Annotated in this window: 17 protein-coding genes and 1 tRNA gene; 14 read left to right on the top strand and 4 right to left on the bottom strand. The window is 60.4% G+C overall.

All coding sequences use genetic code 11. From position 1 onward, the window contains the following. The first annotated feature begins 16 nt into the window (after positions 1–16). From ASD99_RS18155 to ASD99_RS18145, 3 genes are read left to right on the top strand one after another with little or no spacing between them, the layout of a single operon-like run. Positions 17–1,816 (top strand): type I secretion system permease/ATPase, encoded by a 1,800-nt coding sequence (locus ASD99_RS18155; protein WP_057144469.1) that lies wholly within the window; start codon positions 17–19, stop codon positions 1,814–1,816. 11 nt (positions 1,817–1,827) lie between these two features. Continuing rightward, a complete protein-coding gene (locus tag ASD99_RS18150; protein ID WP_057144468.1) occupies positions 1,828–4,245 on the top strand; it encodes a cadherin-like domain-containing protein in 2,418 nt (805 codons plus the stop codon). 16 nt (positions 4,246–4,261) lie between these two features. Beyond that, positions 4,262–5,560 (top strand): HlyD family type I secretion periplasmic adaptor subunit, encoded by a 1,299-nt coding sequence (locus ASD99_RS18145; protein ID WP_057144467.1) that lies wholly within the window; start codon positions 4,262–4,264, stop codon positions 5,558–5,560. A gap of 264 nt (positions 5,561–5,824) precedes the next feature. Here ASD99_RS18145 and ASD99_RS18140 read toward each other — a convergent pair whose 3' ends face one another. Further along, positions 5,825–6,241: a hypothetical protein gene (locus ASD99_RS18140; protein ID WP_057144466.1), complete on the bottom strand. Its 417-nt coding sequence runs from the start codon at positions 6,239–6,241 to the stop codon at positions 5,825–5,827. A 318-nt stretch (positions 6,242–6,559) separates the two neighbouring features. Between ASD99_RS18140 and ASD99_RS18135 the strand changes: the two genes are divergently transcribed. The 3 genes from ASD99_RS18135 to ASD99_RS18125 all read left to right on the top strand — a co-directional run bounded on the left by ASD99_RS18135 (position 6,560) and on the right by ASD99_RS18125 (position 9,141). Beyond that, the gene (locus ASD99_RS18135; RefSeq protein WP_057144465.1) at positions 6,560–6,763 is read left to right on the top strand and encodes a DUF1656 domain-containing protein; all 204 of its coding nucleotides are present in this window, start codon (positions 6,560–6,562) and stop codon (positions 6,761–6,763) included. A 9-nt stretch (positions 6,764–6,772) separates the two neighbouring features. Continuing rightward, on the top strand, positions 6,773–7,216 hold the full coding sequence (locus ASD99_RS34755) for a biotin/lipoyl-binding protein (RefSeq protein WP_057144464.1): 444 nt from the start codon (positions 6,773–6,775) through the stop codon (positions 7,214–7,216). Positions 7,217–7,887: 671 nt separating this feature from the next. Further along, the gene (locus ASD99_RS18125) at positions 7,888–9,141 is read left to right on the top strand and encodes a phthiocerol/phthiodiolone dimycocerosyl transferase family protein (RefSeq protein ID WP_082583333.1); all 1,254 of its coding nucleotides are present in this window, start codon (positions 7,888–7,890) and stop codon (positions 9,139–9,141) included. Positions 9,142–9,681: 540 nt separating this feature from the next. Here the strand turns inward: ASD99_RS18125 and ASD99_RS32365 are convergent. From ASD99_RS32365 to ASD99_RS18115, 3 genes are all read right to left on the bottom strand, one after another. Continuing rightward, positions 9,682–9,966: a hypothetical protein gene (locus ASD99_RS32365; RefSeq protein WP_082583332.1), complete on the bottom strand. Its 285-nt coding sequence runs from the start codon at positions 9,964–9,966 to the stop codon at positions 9,682–9,684. Further along, positions 9,926–10,015, bottom strand: a tRNA-Ser gene (locus tag ASD99_RS18120). The genes ASD99_RS32365 and ASD99_RS18120 overlap by 41 nt, the downstream gene beginning before the upstream one ends. A gap of 73 nt (positions 10,016–10,088) precedes the next feature. Beyond that, positions 10,089–10,334 (bottom strand): tyrosine-type recombinase/integrase, encoded by a 246-nt coding sequence (locus tag ASD99_RS18115; protein WP_082583331.1) that lies wholly within the window; start codon positions 10,332–10,334, stop codon positions 10,089–10,091. A 438-nt stretch (positions 10,335–10,772) separates the two neighbouring features. Here ASD99_RS18115 and ASD99_RS34310 point away from each other — a divergent pair, with 438 nt between their 5' ends. From ASD99_RS34310 to ASD99_RS18070, 8 genes are all read left to right on the top strand, one after another. Continuing rightward, positions 10,773–11,018: a hypothetical protein gene (locus tag ASD99_RS34310; RefSeq protein ID WP_057144461.1), complete on the top strand. Its 246-nt coding sequence runs from the start codon at positions 10,773–10,775 to the stop codon at positions 11,016–11,018. 398 nt (positions 11,019–11,416) lie between these two features. Next, positions 11,417–11,608, top strand: coding sequence for a hypothetical protein (locus ASD99_RS18100; protein WP_056588790.1), 192 nt, complete (start codon positions 11,417–11,419; stop codon positions 11,606–11,608). Between the two features lie 336 nt (positions 11,609–11,944). Then, positions 11,945–13,177, top strand: coding sequence for a septal ring lytic transglycosylase RlpA family protein (locus ASD99_RS18095; RefSeq protein ID WP_057144460.1), 1,233 nt, complete (start codon positions 11,945–11,947; stop codon positions 13,175–13,177). A gap of 103 nt (positions 13,178–13,280) precedes the next feature. Then, entirely contained in the window at positions 13,281–14,447 is a 1,167-nt protein-coding gene (locus tag ASD99_RS18090) for a D-alanyl-D-alanine carboxypeptidase family protein (RefSeq protein ID WP_057144476.1), read from the top strand. A gap of 142 nt (positions 14,448–14,589) precedes the next feature. Beyond that, complete coding sequence (tmk, locus tag ASD99_RS18085) at positions 14,590–15,264, top strand: dTMP kinase (RefSeq protein ID WP_057144459.1); 675 nt, start codon at positions 14,590–14,592, stop codon at positions 15,262–15,264. Further along, complete coding sequence (locus ASD99_RS18080) at positions 15,261–16,316, top strand: DNA polymerase III subunit delta' (protein WP_057144458.1); 1,056 nt, start codon at positions 15,261–15,263, stop codon at positions 16,314–16,316. The genes tmk and ASD99_RS18080 overlap by 4 nt, the downstream gene beginning before the upstream one ends. Positions 16,317–16,457: 141 nt before the next feature. Continuing rightward, a complete protein-coding gene (metG, locus tag ASD99_RS18075; RefSeq protein WP_057144475.1) occupies positions 16,458–18,008 on the top strand; it encodes a methionine--tRNA ligase in 1,551 nt (516 codons plus the stop codon). Beyond that, entirely contained in the window at positions 18,008–18,820 is an 813-nt protein-coding gene (locus ASD99_RS18070) for a TatD family hydrolase (RefSeq protein WP_057144457.1), read from the top strand. The genes metG and ASD99_RS18070 overlap by 1 nt, the downstream gene beginning before the upstream one ends.

Raw genomic sequence — 18,820 nt, 5'->3', positions numbered from 1 at the left:
GTTGGGATTGGCTTTCATGAGTACCCAAAAGAAACGCACCCGGTCCACGCCCGATGTCTCGCAATACATCGGCAATTATCGCGGCCTTGTGGTCTTTCTGCTTTGCCTTTCAGGCGTCATCAACCTGTTGGCGTTGACGGGCTCTTTCTACATGCTGCAGATCTACGACCGGGCTATCCCCAGCGGCAGCGTGCCTACGCTGGTAGCCTTCTCGGTGCTGGCCATTGGTCTCTACCTATTCCAAGGCCTGTTCGACGTAGTGCGGTCGCAGATTCTCGTCCGCTATGGCGCACGCCTCGACGCCAGACTTGCCCCGCTAGCCCATAAGGTGGTGATCGAAATGCCGCGCTACGGCTATTCCACATCAGAAGCGCTTGAGCGAGGCCGGGACGTGGACACCGTGCGAGGCTTCATATCCAGCCAGGCTCCGATCGCCTTGTTCGACCTGCCATGGATGCCCCTGTTCCTGGGCTTTGTCTATCTCCTCCACCCCATGCTTGGATTGCTGACAGTCGCGGGCGCAATAGTCCTCATCGCCTTGACCGTCGTTACCGAAGTGCTGACGAGAAATGCCGCCAAGGACACGCACCGCGCCGCCATTGTGCGTTCGAACATCGCCGACGCACATGCGCGCAATGCCGATATTCTGAAGGCAATGGGTTTCGGCTCCCGTGCCGTGTCGCGCTTTGAAGCCGCCAATGACAAGCATCTCCATCTGCAAACCAGGACCAGCGATGTGACGGGGTCCCTCAGCGGCCTGGCAAAGGTGCTGCGTATGATGCTGCAATCGGCGCTTTTGGGCCTTGGCGCATATCTGACCATGAAAGGAGAACTCTCAGCGGGTTCGATCATTGCGTGTTCGGTCGCTTCCGCGCGCGCGCTTGCTCCCATCGACATGGCCATCGGCAACTGGAAGGGTTTCGTCGCTGCGCGCCGAAGCTTTAGCCGCCTAAAGGAAACCCTTGCGGCCATGAATGACGAGTCCGACATCATCGACCTTCCAGCGCCGTGCCAAACGCTGAAAGTGGAAAAGGTAACTGTCGTTGCGCCCCATACCGGAGCGGTTCTTCTGAGCGACGTTTCTTTCGAACTCAAGGCTGGCGACGCTCTCGGACTGATCGGCCCGAGCGGCGGCGGCAAGACATCGCTGGCCAAGGGCATTGTCGGTGTCTGGCCGCTGCTGCGTGGCTCGATCAGGCTCGATGATGCCGACCTCGATCAATGGCACAGCGACAAACTTGGCGCCGCTATCGGATATCTGCCACAGGATGTATCGCTGCTGGAGGGGACGATCGCCGAGAACATCTCGCGCTTCGATCCGCAAGCCGATGCGCGCGGGATCGTTGCCGCTGCGCGAGCTGCGGGTGTCCATCAAATGATCGTCCGGCTCGGCCAGGGGTACCAGACCGAGCTTGGGTCGAACGGCACAGCCCTGTCGGCCGGCCAGCGCCAACGCATCGGCCTTGCGCGCGCTCTCTACGGAGACCCTTTCCTTGTCGTGCTTGACGAACCGAATTCCAACCTGGACTCCGAAGGGGAGACGGCATTGACGGAGGCGCTCAAAGGCGTTCGTCGCCGTGGCGGCATCGCCATTGTGATCGCCCATCGCCCGAGCGCTCTGGCAGCAGTCGATCTCGTCGGGCTGATACAAAACGGCAAGCTTGTAGCGATGGGGCCGAAGGACGAACTGATCCGTGAACCCGCGCGCGCGGCCCCAATCCCGGCCTCGGACGGCAAAGTGCGGGCCGCCCCGATGCCTGGCTCTGGCGGCAAGGTGCGCTCAGCGTCGGCCGTTGCGGCCGCGCAAAAGGATTGACGAGTGCAAAAATGGATGACCGGCTCGCACTTGGACTGCCCAACCACGAGGAGCTCGACGCTCCGAAGAACCGCTTTGCACTGCGAGAGTCGCGCTCGCGCGTCAATTCAATTTCCGCAGTTCCGTTTTTGATCGGCGCATTTGCGGGGCTTCTGAAAAAGATGTTCGAGACAGAACAGAAGGTTTCCGACAAGCACCCGGGCGAGCCCTCCGACCACAACAGTAAGGAAGACAAACACGCATCCGACATCAAAGATGACCCGGTCATGACGCAGATTCAGAAGATTGGCGAAGTCGCGGACTTTCTGCGAAGTCTCGCCGAACCTATAAGCGTCAATGTTCCCGACCTCAATTTCGATGTCTGGCAGCCACATCGGCCTTGGGGCGTGCAAGGACTGCACTCGGCCCATCGCAGTGGCGTCGGCAACAGCATCCATGGAGCTGGCGGTCGTGGTGGCGCGCCGCCACCTGTTGCCGGCAACGACAACGGCGGGCGATCGCTCCCTCCCGGCGGTTCGTTGCCAGGCCAGGGCGAGGGCGACAACAGCCACGGCGGGTCGGGCTCCGGCGGCCAGGGCGGCGGCAGTGGCGGACAGGGAAATCAGCCGGGCCAATCCGACCCAGGTCAAGGCTCGCCAGGGTCGACAAAAACAAACCGGCGGCCGGTCTTGACCGGTCCGGTTTTTCTTTCCGATGGCATGATGAACCTGTCGGTCATCATCACCATGGGGGAACTCCTGAACGGCGCCAGCGATCCAGACGGCGATAATTTGATCGTGCGCTCGCTGGAGGCGGATCATGGCGAACTTCAGCGTATCGGATTGGAACGCTGGCTCTATACGCCCGAACAAGACCAGACCGGACCCGTCACGTTTCACTATCAGATCAGCGACGGTGCCGATACCATCCAGCAGAGCGCTCATCTCGAAGTCACGGAACCTGCCGGTGAATCGATAGCCGGCACCGAAGGCGACGATATACTGATAGGAACACCCTACGGTGACCTGATCGACGCCCGGGGCGGCAATGATGTCGTCTACGGGCGCGAAAGCAACGATACGATTCACGGCGGCGATGGCGATGACCGGCTCATCGGCGGCGACGGCAACGACGTTATCTGGGGTGGCCGGGGACACGACATCCTGTTTGGCGGCCGTGGCGACGATACCCTGTTCGGCGGCGAGGGCAACGATACCCTGTATGGCGATGCCGGCAACGACCTGCTTCTTGGCGACGAAGGCAATGACCAGATCCATGGTGGCGATGGCAATGACGTGGCCGACGGCGGCTCTGGCAATGACACGCTCTATGGCGAAGACGGCAACGACACGCTGGACGCCGGAGACGGCAACGATGCCCTCGATGGTGGTGCCGGGACCGATCTGCTGATCGGGGGCAGCGGCGACGATGCCATGGCCGGTCGCGACGGCAATGACCATCTGCTGGGCGGCGACGGAGCCGACGATCTGCATGGCGATGCGGGCACGGATACGCTGGACGGCGGAGACGGTAACGATGCCCTCGATGGCGGTGCCGGGACCGATCAACTGATCGGAGGCAGCGGGGACGATGCAATGGCCGGTGGCGACGGCAATGACCAACTGCTGGCTGGCGACGGCGCCGACGAGCTGCATGGTGGTGCGGGCGCGGATACGCTGGACGGCGGCAACGGCAACGACATGCTGGATGGCGGTCAGGGTGATGACACGCTCCTCGGCGATGCCGGTGACGACACCATGAGCGGCGGCGGTGGCAATGATCATCTGAGCGATGGTCTAGGTCTCGACCACGTCGACGGCGGCTCAGACGATGACGTCATTCATCTCAACAACGACCTCCAGATCGATATCGTGGATGGCGGCGAGGGGCAGGACACGCTCGATCTTTCGGCCAATGCCGCTGACGCCATCGTGGACCTCCAGGATGGGCTCGTCTTCCTGGACGGCATCGAAGAGGCCCATGTCTTTGCAATTGAGAGCATCGTGGGCAGCCATGGGCGAAATACGCTGGTGGCGAACGACTCCGTCAATGTCATGGTTGGCGGCGGCGGCAACGACATTTTCGTGTTTCGCTCGCTCGAGTCTCTTGCCAACCATGGCGGGCCGTTCGACCTGATAATGGATTTCCAGACCGGAGACCGCATTGATCTGTCGCGCATATCCGATGACAACAATGACTTCGCCAGCCAGAAATTGTTCTTTGCCGGCGCAGCCTCGGCGGCACCGGCCGAACTTGGGGCGGTGACCTTCAACTATCAAATGCTCGACATCGATCACGAAGTCACGGTCGTCTCCGGGAATCTCGACAGCGACCCGGACGACGAGTTCTCTTTGGTCCTGGACGGCCATCACGAACTGACTGCACAGGACTTCATTCTCGAAGCAAAACACGACGCCGTATTGCCTAGTCCGGCATTGGCGACCGCGTAGACGACAGGGGTAAAACGTGGACAAGAATATCGAGAAGAAATCGCGCCGGCCACAATACGCGATCCACTCACGGGTGGTGGTTTCTGGCCTCCTTGCGTTGGGTTTGGTTCTTGGCTGTGGAGGCTGGGCGGCCAATGCAAAATTATCGGGTGCGATTGTTGCACAGGGCAAAGTCACCGCGAAAAAGCAGTTGAAGATGATTCAACATCGCGACGGTGGCATCATCGGCGCGATCGAAGTCGCTAATGGCGACGCGGTGAAAGTGGGTGACGTTCTGATCCGTCTCGACGAGACCCAGACCAGGGCGGAGTTGGGCGTGTTGAGCGGGCAGTTCCTGGAATTCCAGGGGCGCTCCGCCCGTTTGCGAGCCGAGCGCGACGACATGGACCAGATCACGTTCGATTTTGCAGCCGATGTCGATTCACACGCTATCGTGGATGGCGAAAAGCGGCTGTTTGCCAACAACCGGGCGTCGCGTATGGCCCAGAAGGCGCAACTGGCTTCGCAGATCGAACAGTTTGAGGAACAGATCAGAGGTCTGGAGGCCCAGAAGGCGTCAAGCAGGAGTGAGCGCACCCTCGTGGCCGAAGATATCGGCCGTCTGGCTCCCTTGTTGCGCAAGGGGCTTATCGAAGGCGACAAGACCCACACGCTGGAACGGGACCAGGTGAAGATCGACGGCCATATCGCCGAGGTCGAGTCCGACATAGCGCGGGCGAGGGGCCAGATCAGCGAGGTCAATCTGAAGATGATCGAGATCGACCAGCAGGTCAGGACCGATGCCCAGCGCGAATTGCGCGACGTCGAGGCGAAGGTTGCTGAGCTGGACGAGCGTATCGTCGCTGCAAAGGATCGTCTCACACGCATGGAATTGCGGGCGCCGATTTCGGGTACCGTCAACGACCTCAAGGTTCACACGGTTGGTGGGGTGATTGCGCCCGGTGAAACCGTCATGTCAATCGTGCCTCGCGGTGACGAGCTTGTCGTCGAGGCGAGGGTCGCACCTACTGATATCGACCAAGTATCGACAGGCCAGGATGTCAGGCTGCGCTTCTCGTCGTTCAACCAGCGCACCACACCAGAGATAGACGGGCGCGTGAACGTTATTGGAGCGGCTGCGAGTGTCGACGCGCAGACTGGTCAGGCCTACTATCTTTCAACAATCGCAATTGTTGATGACCGTGGCTTGGAAGGCAAGCAACTGGTGCCTGGCATGCCAGTCGAAGTCTTCTTGCACACGAAGGAAAGATCCGCGCTTTCCTACCTCGTCAAGCCATTCACCGATCAGATGAAACGAGCCATGAACGAAGATTGATCCAAACGCATCGAACCCGTTGCTATTGAGTTCGGAGCGACCGGCAATCAGGGTGAGTAGCCACACCCTGATAGCTGCCAACGCCTGTACCGCAGGCATCCCCCGCCCCAGGCGTTGGCAGCAACCTATTAGCTAGCTTTTACTGCCTCCGTTGATGCGGGGCTGGCAGAATCTAGGCCGACAGGCCGGCATCAATCTACTTCGTAAGCTCGAAGGCCAGCATTAGCGCACGCTGACGTTGGGTCTGCTAACAGCCTCGGCTGCTCATTCAGATGCTTTTCGCCACTTGATTTCATTGTCCAGAAGAAGCTTCGTTTCTTCAGTTTCTTTGCGGGCAGCTTCCAGCCTTTGGTACATGTTGTCGACTTTGCCGCGCTCACGGTAAAATGCCACCGCCAGCAATCCGAAGCCTAACACCGCCACCATTATCAGCCCGCCTTTCAACGGCTGCGTCGGGGCAAGGCCGTGCAATGCAATGACAATGGCGCTGAAGACGAGGCAAGAGATCATGATGGAGATGCTTCTGCCAAGCACCGCACACAGGATCGAAGCCAGCAGCAAAACCAGAACAATAGCCGGCGACGCTGCGACGCCAGCAATGATCGAGCCCAGCCACCATGATATCACAGGCGAAGCCACTTGGTAGAACCAGTCTTGTAAGGACCCAAGCGCCTCAGTCATGCTGTGCCTTTGCGCAATTGCCGAGCCGTGATTGGTAACCTGCAGTGCCCGGGTTGAAAAGGCTTGTGCCCTTCATTGCTTCGACCGCTCGTCGGCGATCAGGCTGGCACATGCAGCACTTGATATGCTGACGCCTGCCACACCTGTCCACCTAAGAACAATGGCGATTGCTGCAGTGTGAAGCAAGAATCCGCCGACAATGCTGGCCGCCGCCAATGAGATCGCAGCTCACAACCAACTTGGCGGGGACGCGGCGTCGGCGTTAGCCGCAGCCGCCTACGGCCTTGATGCGTCACGAAACGACATGGAGCTTTCATCGTGACACCCCGGTTCTATGACCTCCTCATCGGTGGCGTGATGCTCGCGCCCATCCTGTCCTATGGCGCGGTCAGTCTGATCGTCGCGCTCGTCCTGCACCCCATCCTGCGACGGATCGGATCCTCGACGTGGTTCTTGAGTCCGTCAATTGCGGAATTCAGCCTTTACATGGCGATTTTCAGCCTAATCACTTTGTTGGCCTAGGAGAAGACAATGACCACCCTGGCTCTTGGGACGACGGACACGCAAAACACCGCGGCCATCGGGAATCCGCTGCCAGGGCCCGAAGCCGTTGAACCTTCGAGCCGCTCTCGGCCATCCCTGGTCTTCAGGACGTTACGGCGCTTGGGGAAGTTGGTTGCCACGCTTGGGATTGCTATCGTCGCGATCGTGCTCTGCCTAATGACGTGGCAGTACTACGTTATGTCACCATGGACCCGCAATGACACAGTCCGTGTGCAGGTCGCCAATGTCGCGCCCCAGGTCGCGGGGCAAATTACGCAGATTCCTGTCGTCGACAACCAGTATGTCCACCAAGGTGACATCGTCTATGTCGTCGACCCGATCAACTATGAGGTTGCCGTCACACTGCTCAGGATCAAGCTGCCGCCGATCATCAGGTTAAACAAGCGCAGTCTGATCGTCGCCAGCACCTGAACAATGAAGCGACGACTCCTGAGGAGCAGCAGAGCTACGCCGGCATCGCCCTGAGGCGAAGGCCGCGTACGACTCCGCTGCACAGCAGCTTGCAATGGCGAAGATAAATTTAGCGCGAACCAAGGTGACAAGTCCGGTCAACGACTATGTCACCAACCTTGTCGCAGATATGCTTGGGTGATCGCGCCGAGGCGAAGCTGATGAGCTACGGCGAGCCTATCATAGGCAATGTCGATACCATTACGCGTGGATCGCCGTGTCGAACGCTGGGGCAGGTGTCCAAGGTCTACCGAATGTCGACCCAGTGTACACCTGGGACCAGCTTGCACAACGCATTCCTATCCGTGTAGCCATCGATAAAGTGCCCAACGGCATTCCCTTGATCTCCGGTATGACGGCGACCGTGACCCGTGACACCAACCGGAAATCAGACTGTGAGTTGGCTGGGCGCTTGGGGATCGCTTTACGCGCCTCCCAGAGTTCTTCCACCAACCGATGCCGCGACCGGATTGTGCCGGCACCGCGTTGCAGGACGTTCCGCTTTCTGAGACCTTACCCACAACGACTGAACCCGCAGCGCGCACGCCCGTGCAGATTGACCTTGGGCTGGTCCGTGGGATTGATCAGTCGCCGAGCATCAAATGGCCAAATCGGGAGACAGGGAGGGACATATGGGGAGCGTGATGCAGCATGGCCACGTCCACACCGATCGGAAACTCGGCGCGCTTGAGCACTTATTCTGGCTGATCGACAAGCACCGCCCGCTGCACTTCACCATGACCGGTCACGTTGTCGGCAAGACCGACGTGGCGGCATGGAGAACCGCTCTCGATGCCCTGCAACGCCGTAACGCCTTGATGTCTGCGGCGATCGAAGCTGCAGAAGAGGGTCCGTTTTTTCGGCAACGCAAGAATGCCAGGATCCCGTTGAGGATCGTTGAGGGCGATCCTGGCCGCAGCTGGCAGGCTGAGGTCGCCGCCGAACTCGGAGCCCCATTCTCCGAAAAGGATTCGCCTCTCATCAGAGCCGTCCTGATACATGCTGACGGCGCGGCGGCGATCACTCTCGCGGCCCACCATTCGATCGCAGACGGCTTTTCGCTGGCGTACGCAATACGAGATATCCTTTCCACGTTGGCGGGGAATCCTCCCCCAACCTTGCCACAGACCCCATCCGAGGACGAACTTTTCGATGCGGGTCCACCGGAGCCGATACCCACCCAGTATGCTCCAGCGGCTGACGCTCTTCCTCCCGTGCCCAAGGGCTATCATCTTCGGGATGGCTCCAATCCTTTCGTAAGCAGCCTTTCTCTACCGCAGCAACTGACCGCGCAGTTACGCGCCCGGGCCAGGGCCGAATCCACTACGGTCCATTGTGCTTTGGCGACTGCATTGACCTTCGCAGCACGCAAGTTGTCCACCGCCTGGAGCACCATCCCAATCCGGGTCTGGTCGCCGGTCAATATGCGGCCGGTCCTCAATGCCGGAGAACACTGCGGAAACTATCTCGGCTCAGCCTCAAGCAGCTTCGGATTGGAAACGGACGCGTTCTGGGACTTAGCCCGTCGCATGGGCGCTGAGATTGCCCCTGCCAAGACACGATCGGGTCTCCATGCGGCCTTGTCCGCTGTGCGGGATTTCATCAGCAGCGGGCCGGACGTGGCAGGGGCGGCAGGCTTCGCGTCCGTTGCGTTTGCCCATGAGGCCGTGCTGACCAATCTTGGAGTCCTTCCTTTCCCCATACAGTATGGCCCGCTGAGGCTGCAGCGTGTGTGGGGACCATGTATTCTGCCTGATTTCGAAGATATGCAGTCTGTAGGTGTGGCAACCATCGGCGGAGAAGCGTGCCTAACGCATTCAAGTTACAGTCCCATCCTGGGATTGCTTGAGGAGATGCACACTAAATTGCTCCTCGCGACCGCCTGATCGGGCTTCCGTAGCAAGGATTGGTAAGTCCAGATACGTACCTGTGTTCCAATCTGAAAGATAGGCAATCACCGATATCGAAAAAGAACATGGCTATAGGAAATACGAAATTGAAGAGGTGGTGTATCCTCTGAGTTACCAACAAATCGTTCGGAATCCTGCTTAATTCAGAATGAAAATACCCGCGAACGTTGAAGCAATATGTATTGGAGTGATACTTTTACTGTCGGCGATTCCTGGCCCGGTATGGGCTGGTGCACTGGATGAGCCGGACACAATGGAACCGTTTTTCACCGATTCCTCAATGACGACTCTGAAGCCTATGGAGTAATTCAAGGTGGTCTCCTTCGCCATCCCGGTCGAAAAACAGGAGGCGGTGAAGTCGTCCTGCAAACGGCAAGTCCAGCAGCCTCACACCGCATTCTGCGCCAATGTGAATACCTTGGGCGGTCAGAAATAGGCACATCCTGACTCGCACGGGTGGGAGAAACGAACCGCCCGTGCAGTACGTTTGACGGCGCCGTTCAATTCGAGCTGTGACTAGTGCCGGGCTTTCGCGAGAGCCCGCTTCTTGGGGTTGCGCCATTTCTTGATCTGGTTCGGCGACATGGCCAGCAGGTTCTGGCTTTCCAACTCCTCAAAAATTTCGACCAACTTGGCGAGCCGCATGGCCGGCCGAGCCTCACCGCCGAGCACGGCCGCAACCTCGGCCTCGTTGTCGACGGCGTTGCGATCGAGGAGCAGCTCGCAAATGGCGGAAAAGTGCGGTTCTGGCTCGGAAGAGTGGCGGAGGAAGTGGGATTCGAACCCACGGTGAGCTTGCACCCACGCCGGTTTTCAAGACCGGTGCCTTAAACCGCTCGGCCATTCCTCCAACTAATTGCAATCATCGCGCTTTTGTCTATTTGCAGTGAACTTGAAAAAGCCGCTTGCAACGCACTTTGCAACTATTTGCCTTTACGCTCGACGCTTATAGCGGCCTGAAGCGCAACGTCAACTTGCTCCGCTGCATCCGCCTGCATGCCGGGCATAACGTGGGAGTAGATGTCTAACGTTATCCCGATGTTCGAATGGCCCAGACGCTCGCTTGCAATCTTGGGGTGAACGCCGGCTGAAAGCATCTGTGTCGCGTGGGTGTGCCGAAGGTCGTGGAATCGGATGCGGGGCAGGGATGTCTTGCCGAGAACGCGCACCCACTCATGTGTGAGGGAAACCGTCTATGTCAACTGCGGGCATGCCATGTGCTGCAAGTCGACAAAGCTCGACATCCAGGCGCTGATTGACCGCCTCGGGCCGGGCCATGGTTCCATGCAACAAGAGCTGGTCGGGCTATTCGCTTGCTCGGATTGCAAGGCTTCGGGACGCGACCGCCGGCCAATGTTCTTCACATTCGTTCCTGACTACGAAGGCCAACAGCGGGCGCGCAATCGCGACTGGAAGCCAACGTTCGGTTGAGGGACTTAGGGACTTCAGTCTTAGTTGAGCTATTGCTAATATGCATTTAGCTTCGGCAATGCGGGGGAGATCCCAAAACACAGACCCGCAATGGCCGGTGCGGACCGCTTCACCCAAGCATCCCCTGCACCGGCCATTTTCCGACGGCAGCATCAGACTGCAGAGCGGAGGCTCGAATGGCAGGCGACAAGCGCAGGCAGCACGATATTCACGACCATCAGGTCGGGTATTTCGCCTCGAAGAACGGTTTGTCTCCGGACCTGACTTGGGAGTTGATCCTTAAACACGGCAACAGCCGCAAGGCAGTGATCGAAGCTGCGCAGGGTTTGAAGGGTACGGGCTGCAACTCTACGGAAACGCCTGCGGACAAGGCGGCTGCGGCCTTCGAGGCGTTCCTTGACGCACTCACGGGCCGGCACTGAAAATGCGCCAACTTGGGTTAGGTGACCCGCTGCCTTACCGTGGCGGGCTTTTTTTACTGGCACTATTCGCCGTCGTTGCGGACAAAATGTCGTTGACGTCACGTTAGCTAGGCGCAATCATTTCGGATTGTGCACGGTGAGGGCGATTCAATGAAACTCGTTGTCTTAGGCATAGCAATGGTATTGGCCGCCACCGGAGCAGCTGTTGCGAAAGAGAAGAAAAAGGTGGCCACCGCTCAGGCTGCAACCTCGTGTTCTGCAGCTCATATGAAGGCTGGCAGCAAGCCGGCCCCGAAACCGGGTTGTAAATCGACACGCACCTTTGTCGCGCGACCATCAAATGGGGGCGCAAACTTCCTGGATCATTATAATCCGCGCTTAGGGTATGACACCAGTCCGTGGTTTTCGAACTGGCTATAATTGATGGCGGCTTCGGCTTCCAGGCCTTTTTCGGCCAGACTAATGCCGACACCGAGCGGGAGCAGTCGGACACCTACCGAAGAAAAAGCTGCAAATTTGCAGAATTGGCCCGCCACCTCTCGGCAGCGGGCTTTTCCTTTTTGCAGGGGGTTACCGGTGAGAAACCATGATGACCATCTCGCCAGGATTTCCCCAGATTCGCCATCTCCGTCAACCGGCAGCCATGACCCGGAGCAGGCGAAGCCAGGCGCGCTCTGTGGCAGGTTCAGGAAATCACCGTCGCATGATGGAACGAAAAGCGGCGACTTTTCAGGGTGCTCGGCACGGTGAGGGCGTCACAATCTTGCCCGGTTAAGGCCACAATCGATTAATACCGTGATAAACAATTCCTGCGCACAAAGGATCGGGGTTCTAGACGTCGTTGGTATTTTGTCGGGTGAGTGTTTTTGGCTCCTCTGATGGTGAACGCGGCGTGTTGAGTTGAGACTGAAGGGGACATCAGGAAAATGCAGGCTGTGACGCACCCGCGTCTTCGTCGCGCTGCTACAGTCGCGTTGTTGGCCGCCTCGGCAGCCTTGCTGGCCGCCTGCGCGTCGCAGCCTGAGCCGAAAGCGATGGTCTACAAGAAGACCCGCTCCAAGGAATACTTCGCCGAATCCGAATATGGCGTGAAAGCAAGCCCGCGTGTGTTCTCCCAGAACGGGCGCATACAACGCGGCGGCGGAAGGGATCAGCTCGGCAAGCCCTACCAGGTCCGCGGCAAGTGGTATTACCCGAAGGAGGACAAGCGCTACGCCAAGGTCGGCCTGGCCTCCTGGTATGGTGACGCCTTCCACGGCCGGCTTACCGCCAACGGCGAAGTCTATGACATGACCCACCTGACGGCGGCGCACCCAACCATGCCGCTGCCAAGCTATGCCCGCGTCACCAATCTCAAAACCGGCAGTTCGGTCATCGTTCGCGTCAATGATCGCGGCCCGTATCACGAAGGCCGCATTATCGATGTGTCGGAGCGCGCCGCGCAAATGCTTGATTATGCCAACATTGGCACCGCTCAAGTGAAGGTCGAATATGTCGGCCGTGCACCGCTCGACGGCGATGACGACCAGTATCTGATGGCCTCCTACCACCCCGGCAACAGGGCGCCGGATCCGTCGGACGGACTGCCGACCGGCGTCATGGTCGCCATGAACGGGCCGTCGCCAAGCCTGCCTGCCGGCACTGCCGCCGTGCCGTTTCCGGGTCAGTTGACCGATTCCGGCGCCGTCCAGCCGGTCATGTCGGCGCAAACGCCGGCCTACGGCGATCTGGCGCTGCCCGATTTCGGCCCGATCGTGCCGGAACGCCCGGAAATCAGCCTGCCGCCGCAATCGCCGTTTGCCGTGGCCTCGCTGTCCTATGCGGACGAGCGGGTGGAACGCGCCTCCAATGCTTTCGCCGCGCTGGGTGGCGACGGCATGTCGCCGGCCGACGTGCTTCAATCGTGGAAGCGCCAGCCGCCGTCGGCCGGTCCGTCCACCGACTACGTCGCTGCCGGTTCGTTCGAGGATGCAGCGGAGGCCAAGCGCGTTGCCGCTCAACTCGCCGCGTACGGCAAGATCGAGATCCAGCGCTCGGAACTCGATGGCGATGATTGGTATTCGGTCAATCTTTATCCCGATGGCCACCGCAATCTGGATGATTTGTTGCAGGCGGCATGGTCGCATGGCGCGCCCGATGCGCTGGCTGTGCGCAACTGACCATAAGCCGGGTCGGATTTCCGCTGCGCGGTTGATCCGCCGCGCAAAAAGCCTGATACTTTTCGCGGGCTTGCCGGCCGTGCCGGCCAACGGGTCGAACATCATGCAATTGCGCTTGCTCCCGCCTCTCGCCGGGCTTCTGGTTTTTGGCCTGCTGCTGTTTTCCCAGGCTCCGGCCCGTGCGCAGCTGTTCGAGACCAAGGCCGCGCAGGTCTTCATGATCGACGCAGAGACCGGGACGGTTCTGTTTTCGAAGGATGCCGACAAGCCGATACAGCCGGCCTCGATGGCCAAGCTGATGACCATGGAAGTGGTTTTCAACGCCATCAAGTCCGGCCGCCTGAAGCTCGACGACACGTTCGTGGTCAGTGAAAACGCCTGGCGCAAGGGTGGCGCGCCTTCGGGAACATCGACGATGTTTGCCAAGCTCAAGTCCTCGATCCGGCTCGATGACCTGATCCAGGGTGTGACCGTGCAGGCGGCCAATGACGGCTGCATCGTCATCGCCGAAGGCATGTCCGGATCCGAAGACAATTTTGCCGCGCAGATGACCGAACGCGCCCGCCAGATCGGCCTCAAGACATCGACTTTCGTCAATTCCACCGGCCTGCCTGCGGATGGCCAGCAGACGACCGTGCGTGAACTGGCACTGCTCGCCGTGCACCTGTGGCGCGACTATCCGGACCTTTACCGCTACTATGGCCAGAAGGATTTTACCTGGAACAAGATCTCGCAGAGGAACCGCAATCCGCTGCTGGCGATGGACATCGGCGCCGATGGCCTGGCGGTCGGCGCGAGTGAGGTGTCGGGTTTCGGCATCGTCGGTTCGGTCAGCCACAACGGCACGCGGGTGATCGCGGCGATGAGCGGGCTGGCGAACGACAAGGAGCGCGCCGAGGAGGCGCGAAAGCTGCTCGACTGGGGCGTCCGCTCCTTCGAGAAGACCGAAATCTTCGCCAAGGACGAAGTGGTCGGCGAGGCCCAGGTTTTTGGCGGTGCGAAGTCCGGGGTGACGCTGAAGGCCAAGGGTCCGATCGACATCTTCCTGCCGATCACCAACCGCGACAAGCTGACGGCCAGGATTGTTTACAACGGCCCGGTCGCGGCACCGGTGGAGGAGGGGCAGCCGGTGGGCGCGCTGCGCGTCTGGATCGGCGACACGCTCAGTCAGGAGACGCCGCTTTTCGCCGCCGAATCGATCGGCGTCGGCACGCTGCCGCAGCGTGCGCTCGATGCCGTCAAGGAACTGGCGGTCGGCTGGCTGCGCTAATGCATGTCGCTCAAAAGTGGCCCCGGTTTTTGGGGGAACGACGTGCATAAAGGCAAAAAATCGACGACATGGACGTTTCGTCGAACGGGGACTATCTAGAGCGCGACAATCCCATTCAGGCAAGGACAAGAAGGCCTCTCGGTTGGCACGTGGATTTTTCATCACCTTCGAAGGCGGCGAAGGAGCAGGCAAGTCGACGCAGATCGAGCGGCTGGCCAGGAAGATGCGCGCCAAGAAATACGACGTCCTCCTCACCCGCGAACCGGGCGGCTCGCCGGGCGCCGAAGCGGTCAGGCACGTGCTGCTTTCGGGCGCCGCCGAACCGTTCGGGCCGAAGATGGAAGCGCTGCTTTTCGCCGCCGCGCGGTCCGACCATGTCGAACAGGTCATCCGGCCGGCGGTCGAGCGCGGCTCCATCGTGCTTTGTGACCGCTTCCTCGATTCCTCGCGCGTCTACCAGGGCGTCACCGGCGGGATCGATCCGGTGTTCATGGATACGCTGGAGCAGGTTGCCATCAACGGCATGATGCCGGACATGACGCTGATCTTCGACATTGATCCGGCGGAAGGCCTGAGGCGCGCAACGCTGCGGCGCGGTACCGAGGCAGTCGCCGACCGCTTCGAAAAGGAGACGCTGGCGATCCACCAGGCCCGGCGCGAGGCGTTCCTGGCGATCGCCGCGGCCGAGCCGGAACGCTGTATCGTGGTCGATGCGGCCGCCGATCCCGACGTGGTCGAGAATGTCGTTACCGCCGCCGTCTTTGCGGCGCTGGAAGCGAGAACGCCGGCTCGCGACAGGCAGGCGACACCGGCATGATTTTTGAGCGCATCGCACCCGAACAGCACGACACGCTGGACGGCGTGCCCGAGCCATCCGAAACGCCGCGTCTGGTCGGGCACAGCCAAGCCGCGACCATGCTCACCGCCGCCTACCGCGCGGGAAAGCTGCCGCATGCGCTGATCTTCTCCGGACCGGTCGGCATCGGCAAGGCGACGCTGGCCTTCCATCTTGCTCACCATCTCCTGAAGCATCCGGATTTCGCGCAGGCGCCGGAAAGCCTTGCCACTCCCGATCCGGCTTCGTCGCTGTTTCGCCAGATCGCCACCGGGGCGCATCCCGGCGTGCTGCATCTGACCCGGCCGCTGAACGACAAGACCAAGAGCTTCAAGACGGTCGTCACTGTCGATGAAATTCGCAAGGTCAACCGCTTCCTGTCGCTGACCTCGCATGATGGCAGCTACCGCGTCGTCATCGTCGACCCGGCCGACGACATGAACGCCAATGCCGCCAATGCCTTGCTGAAGAATCTTGAAGAGCCGCCGGCACGAACCTTGTTCATCCTGATCGTCCATGCACCGGGCAGTCTGCTGCCGACGATCCGGTCGCGCTGCCAGGTGGTGCGATTGACGCCGCTCGACGCCGAAGAGCTGATGGCGGTGCTGGAAACGGCGGGACCGCCGCCGCCGGACGACCCAGCGGCGCGCGCGGCACTGGCCGAGCGGGCAGGAGGCAGCGCCCGCAACGCGATCCTGTTGACGCAGTATGGCGGGCTGGAGATCGCCTCGACGCTCGACGCCCTGGTGGCGGGAAGAAAGAGCGATGTCGGCGGCGCGTTTCGTCTTGCCGAAGCCGTGGCCGGCCGCGACCAGGCGATCCAGTTCGATATCTTCAACCGCCGGGCACTGGACCTGTTGTCGGACGCGGCAAGCCAGGCAGCGCTGGCGGGCGATCTCGCTCGGGCCAAAACGCTGTCGGACACTTGGCATGAGGCACTGGACGCTATATCTGAGACCGATACCTACAATCTCGACAAGAAGCAGCACGCTTTGACCATGATCGAGCGCCTGAACTCTGCAATGCGAATGTGACGGCCTTTTCGATGCATGCCGTTGCCCTCAAAACCGGGGCCACTTTTGGGCGGCATGCATTGGCCACGGGATGGCAATCGCCGTTCCGATGCGATATCCACCGCCACGCCTTTCCATTCAGACATTCATGACGGTCCATTCATGTCACGCGACACATTCTACATCACCACCCCGATCTTCTATCCGAACGGCAAGCCGCATATCGGTCACGCCTATACGGTCATTGCAACCGACGCGTTGGCTCGCTTCCAGCGTCTGGACGGCAAGGACGTGTTCTTCCTGACCGGCACTGACGAACATGGCCTCAAGATGCAGCAGACGGCCGAGAAGGAAGGCATAACGCCTCTGGCGCTGGCCGACCGCAATTCGGCGATTTTCCGTGCCATGACCGAGGCGATGGGCGGCTCGAATGACGAGTACATTCGCACGACGGAGCCGCGCCACTATGAATCCTGCCAGGCGATCTGGAAGGCGATGGCCGCCAATGGCGACATCTATCTCGACCGCTATAGCGGCTGGTACTCGGTTCGCCAGGAAGCCTATTTCGACGAAGGTGAGACGACCGTCGGCGACGACGGCGTGCGTCGCGAACCGCTTGGCTCGCCCGTCGAATGGAACGAGGAAGAAAGCTACTTCTTCCGGCTTTCCGCCTATCAGGACAAATTGCTGGCAATTTATGAGAGCCAGCCCGACTTTGTCGGTCCGACTGAGCGCCGCAACGAGGTGCTGAGCTTCGTCAAGTCCGGGCTGAAGGATCTGTCGATCTCGCGTACGACCTTCAAATGGGGCGTGCCGGTGCCAGGCGACGACAAGCATGTGATGTATGTCTGGGTCGACGCCTTGACCAATTACATCACCGCCGCCGGCTATCCCGACACAAAGGCCGAGCAGTGGCGCTATTGGCCGGCCACGCACATCATCGGCAAGGACATTGTCCGTTTCCATGCGGTCTATTGGCCGGCCTTTCTGATGTCGGCCGGTATCGAGTTGCCAAAGCGCGTTTTCGCGCATGGCTTCCTGTTCAACCGCGGCGAGAAAATGTCGAAATCGGTTGGCAACGTCGTCGATCCATTCGCCATGGTCGAGCACTACGGTCTCGACCAGGTGCGCTATTTCTTCCTGCGCGAGGTGCCGTTCGGCAACGATGGCAGCTACAGCCATGAGGCGATCGTCAACCGTACCAATGCCGACCTTGCCAATGGTCTCGGCAATCTGGCGCAGCGATCGCTGTCGATGATCGCCAAGAACTGCGGCGGCGTGGTGCCGCAACGCGGCGAGCTGACGGATGCCGACAGCGCGATCCTGGACCAGGCCGTCGCCGCGCTCGACACCGCGCGCAAGGCGATGGCCGAGCAGGCTATCCATCTGGCGCTCGCGTCGATCTTCGGAGTGGTGGCGGAAGCCGACCGATACTTCGCCGGCGAGGCACCATGGGCGCTGAAGAAGACCAATCCGGCGCGCATGGAAACCGTGCTGTGGACGACCGCCGAGGTCGTGCGTCGCGTGGCGGTGCTGTGTCAGCCCTTCGTCCCGGGCTCGGCCAACAAACTGCTCGATCTGCTGGCGGTCCCGGCGGATAGGCGCGATTTCGCGCATGTCCACGCCGACCATGCGCTGGTGCCAGGCACTGCGTTGCCCGTGCCGGAAGGGGTGTTTCCGCGTTACGTCGAACAGCCGGACGCGAACGTCTGATGCTCGTCGACAGCCACTGCCATCTGGATTTTCCAGATTTCGCCGAGGAGAGGGCGGCTATCGTCGCCCGCGCCAAGGCGGCCGGAGTCGGTCGCATGGTGACGATCTCAACTCGAGTGAAGCGATTTCAGCAAATCCTTGAAATCGCAGATACTTTCGATGAGGTATACTGTTCGGTCGGCACCCATCCGCACAATGCCGCGGAAGAGCTGGACGTAACGTCAGCCGATCTGGTGCGGCTGGCTGCCCACCCGAAGGTGGTGGCGATCGGCGAGGCCGGTCTCGACTATTTCTACGACAAGGCGCCACGCGATGCACAGGCGCAAGCGTTTCGCAATCACATCGCCGCCGCACGCGAAACGGGGCTGCCCCTGGTCATCCATTCACGCGATGCCGATGCCGATATGGCTAATATTCTCGAGGACGAAACAGGGAAGGGCGCCTTCCCCTTCATCCTGCATTGCTTTTCCTCCGGGCGCCGACTTGCCGAGGTGGGCGTCGCTCTCGGCGGCTACGTGTCGTTCTCAGGCATTCTCACCTTCAAGAATTCGGCAGAGTTGCGCGCCATTGCCGCCGATGTGCCGCACGACCGCCTGCTGGTCGAAACCGACGCGCCCTACCTGGCGCCCGTGCCATTTCGCGGCAAGCGCAACGAACCGGCCTATGTCGCCCATACCGCCAGGGTGCTGGCCGAAACAATCGGTGTCGGCGAGGCTGAAATCGCTGATCTGACGACGAACAATTTCTTCCGCCTGTTCGGCAAGATGCCGCGACCTCCCGAGCAAAGTGCTTGGCCCGAGCAAAGTGCCTGA

Origin of the sequence: Mesorhizobium sp. Root695, from assembly GCF_001428185.1 — a bacterium.
In the GTDB taxonomy this organism is placed as follows: domain Bacteria; phylum Pseudomonadota; class Alphaproteobacteria; order Rhizobiales; family Rhizobiaceae; genus Mesorhizobium.
Note: the sequence above shows the minus strand (reverse complement) of the source record. Positions and strands in the feature narration are given on the sequence as shown.

What these genes read in the sequence shown, in the direction of transcription:
- ASD99_RS18155 (WP_057144469.1), top strand. Translation starts at nt 17, where the DNA reads ATGAGTACCCAAAAGAAACGCACCCGGTCCACGCCCGATGTCTCGCAA.
- ASD99_RS18150 (WP_057144468.1), top strand. Translation starts at nt 1,828, where the DNA reads ATGGATGACCGGCTCGCACTTGGACTGCCCAACCACGAGGAGCTCGAC.
- ASD99_RS18140 (WP_057144466.1), bottom strand. Translation starts at nt 6,241, where the DNA reads ATGACTGAGGCGCTTGGGTCCTTACAAGACTGGTTCTACCAAGTGGCT.
- ASD99_RS34755 (WP_057144464.1), top strand. Translation starts at nt 6,773, where the DNA reads ATGACCACCCTGGCTCTTGGGACGACGGACACGCAAAACACCGCGGCC.
- ASD99_RS18125 (WP_082583333.1), top strand. Translation starts at nt 7,888, where the DNA reads ATGGGGAGCGTGATGCAGCATGGCCACGTCCACACCGATCGGAAACTC.
- ASD99_RS34310 (WP_057144461.1), top strand. Translation starts at nt 10,773, where the DNA reads ATGGCAGGCGACAAGCGCAGGCAGCACGATATTCACGACCATCAGGTC.
- ASD99_RS18095 (WP_057144460.1), top strand. Translation starts at nt 11,945, where the DNA reads ATGCAGGCTGTGACGCACCCGCGTCTTCGTCGCGCTGCTACAGTCGCG.
- ASD99_RS18090 (WP_057144476.1), top strand. Translation starts at nt 13,281, where the DNA reads ATGCAATTGCGCTTGCTCCCGCCTCTCGCCGGGCTTCTGGTTTTTGGC.
- ASD99_RS18080 (WP_057144458.1), top strand. Translation starts at nt 15,261, where the DNA reads ATGATTTTTGAGCGCATCGCACCCGAACAGCACGACACGCTGGACGGC.
- metG (WP_057144475.1), top strand. Translation starts at nt 16,458, where the DNA reads ATGTCACGCGACACATTCTACATCACCACCCCGATCTTCTATCCGAAC.
- ASD99_RS18070 (WP_057144457.1), top strand. Translation starts at nt 18,008, where the DNA reads ATGCTCGTCGACAGCCACTGCCATCTGGATTTTCCAGATTTCGCCGAG.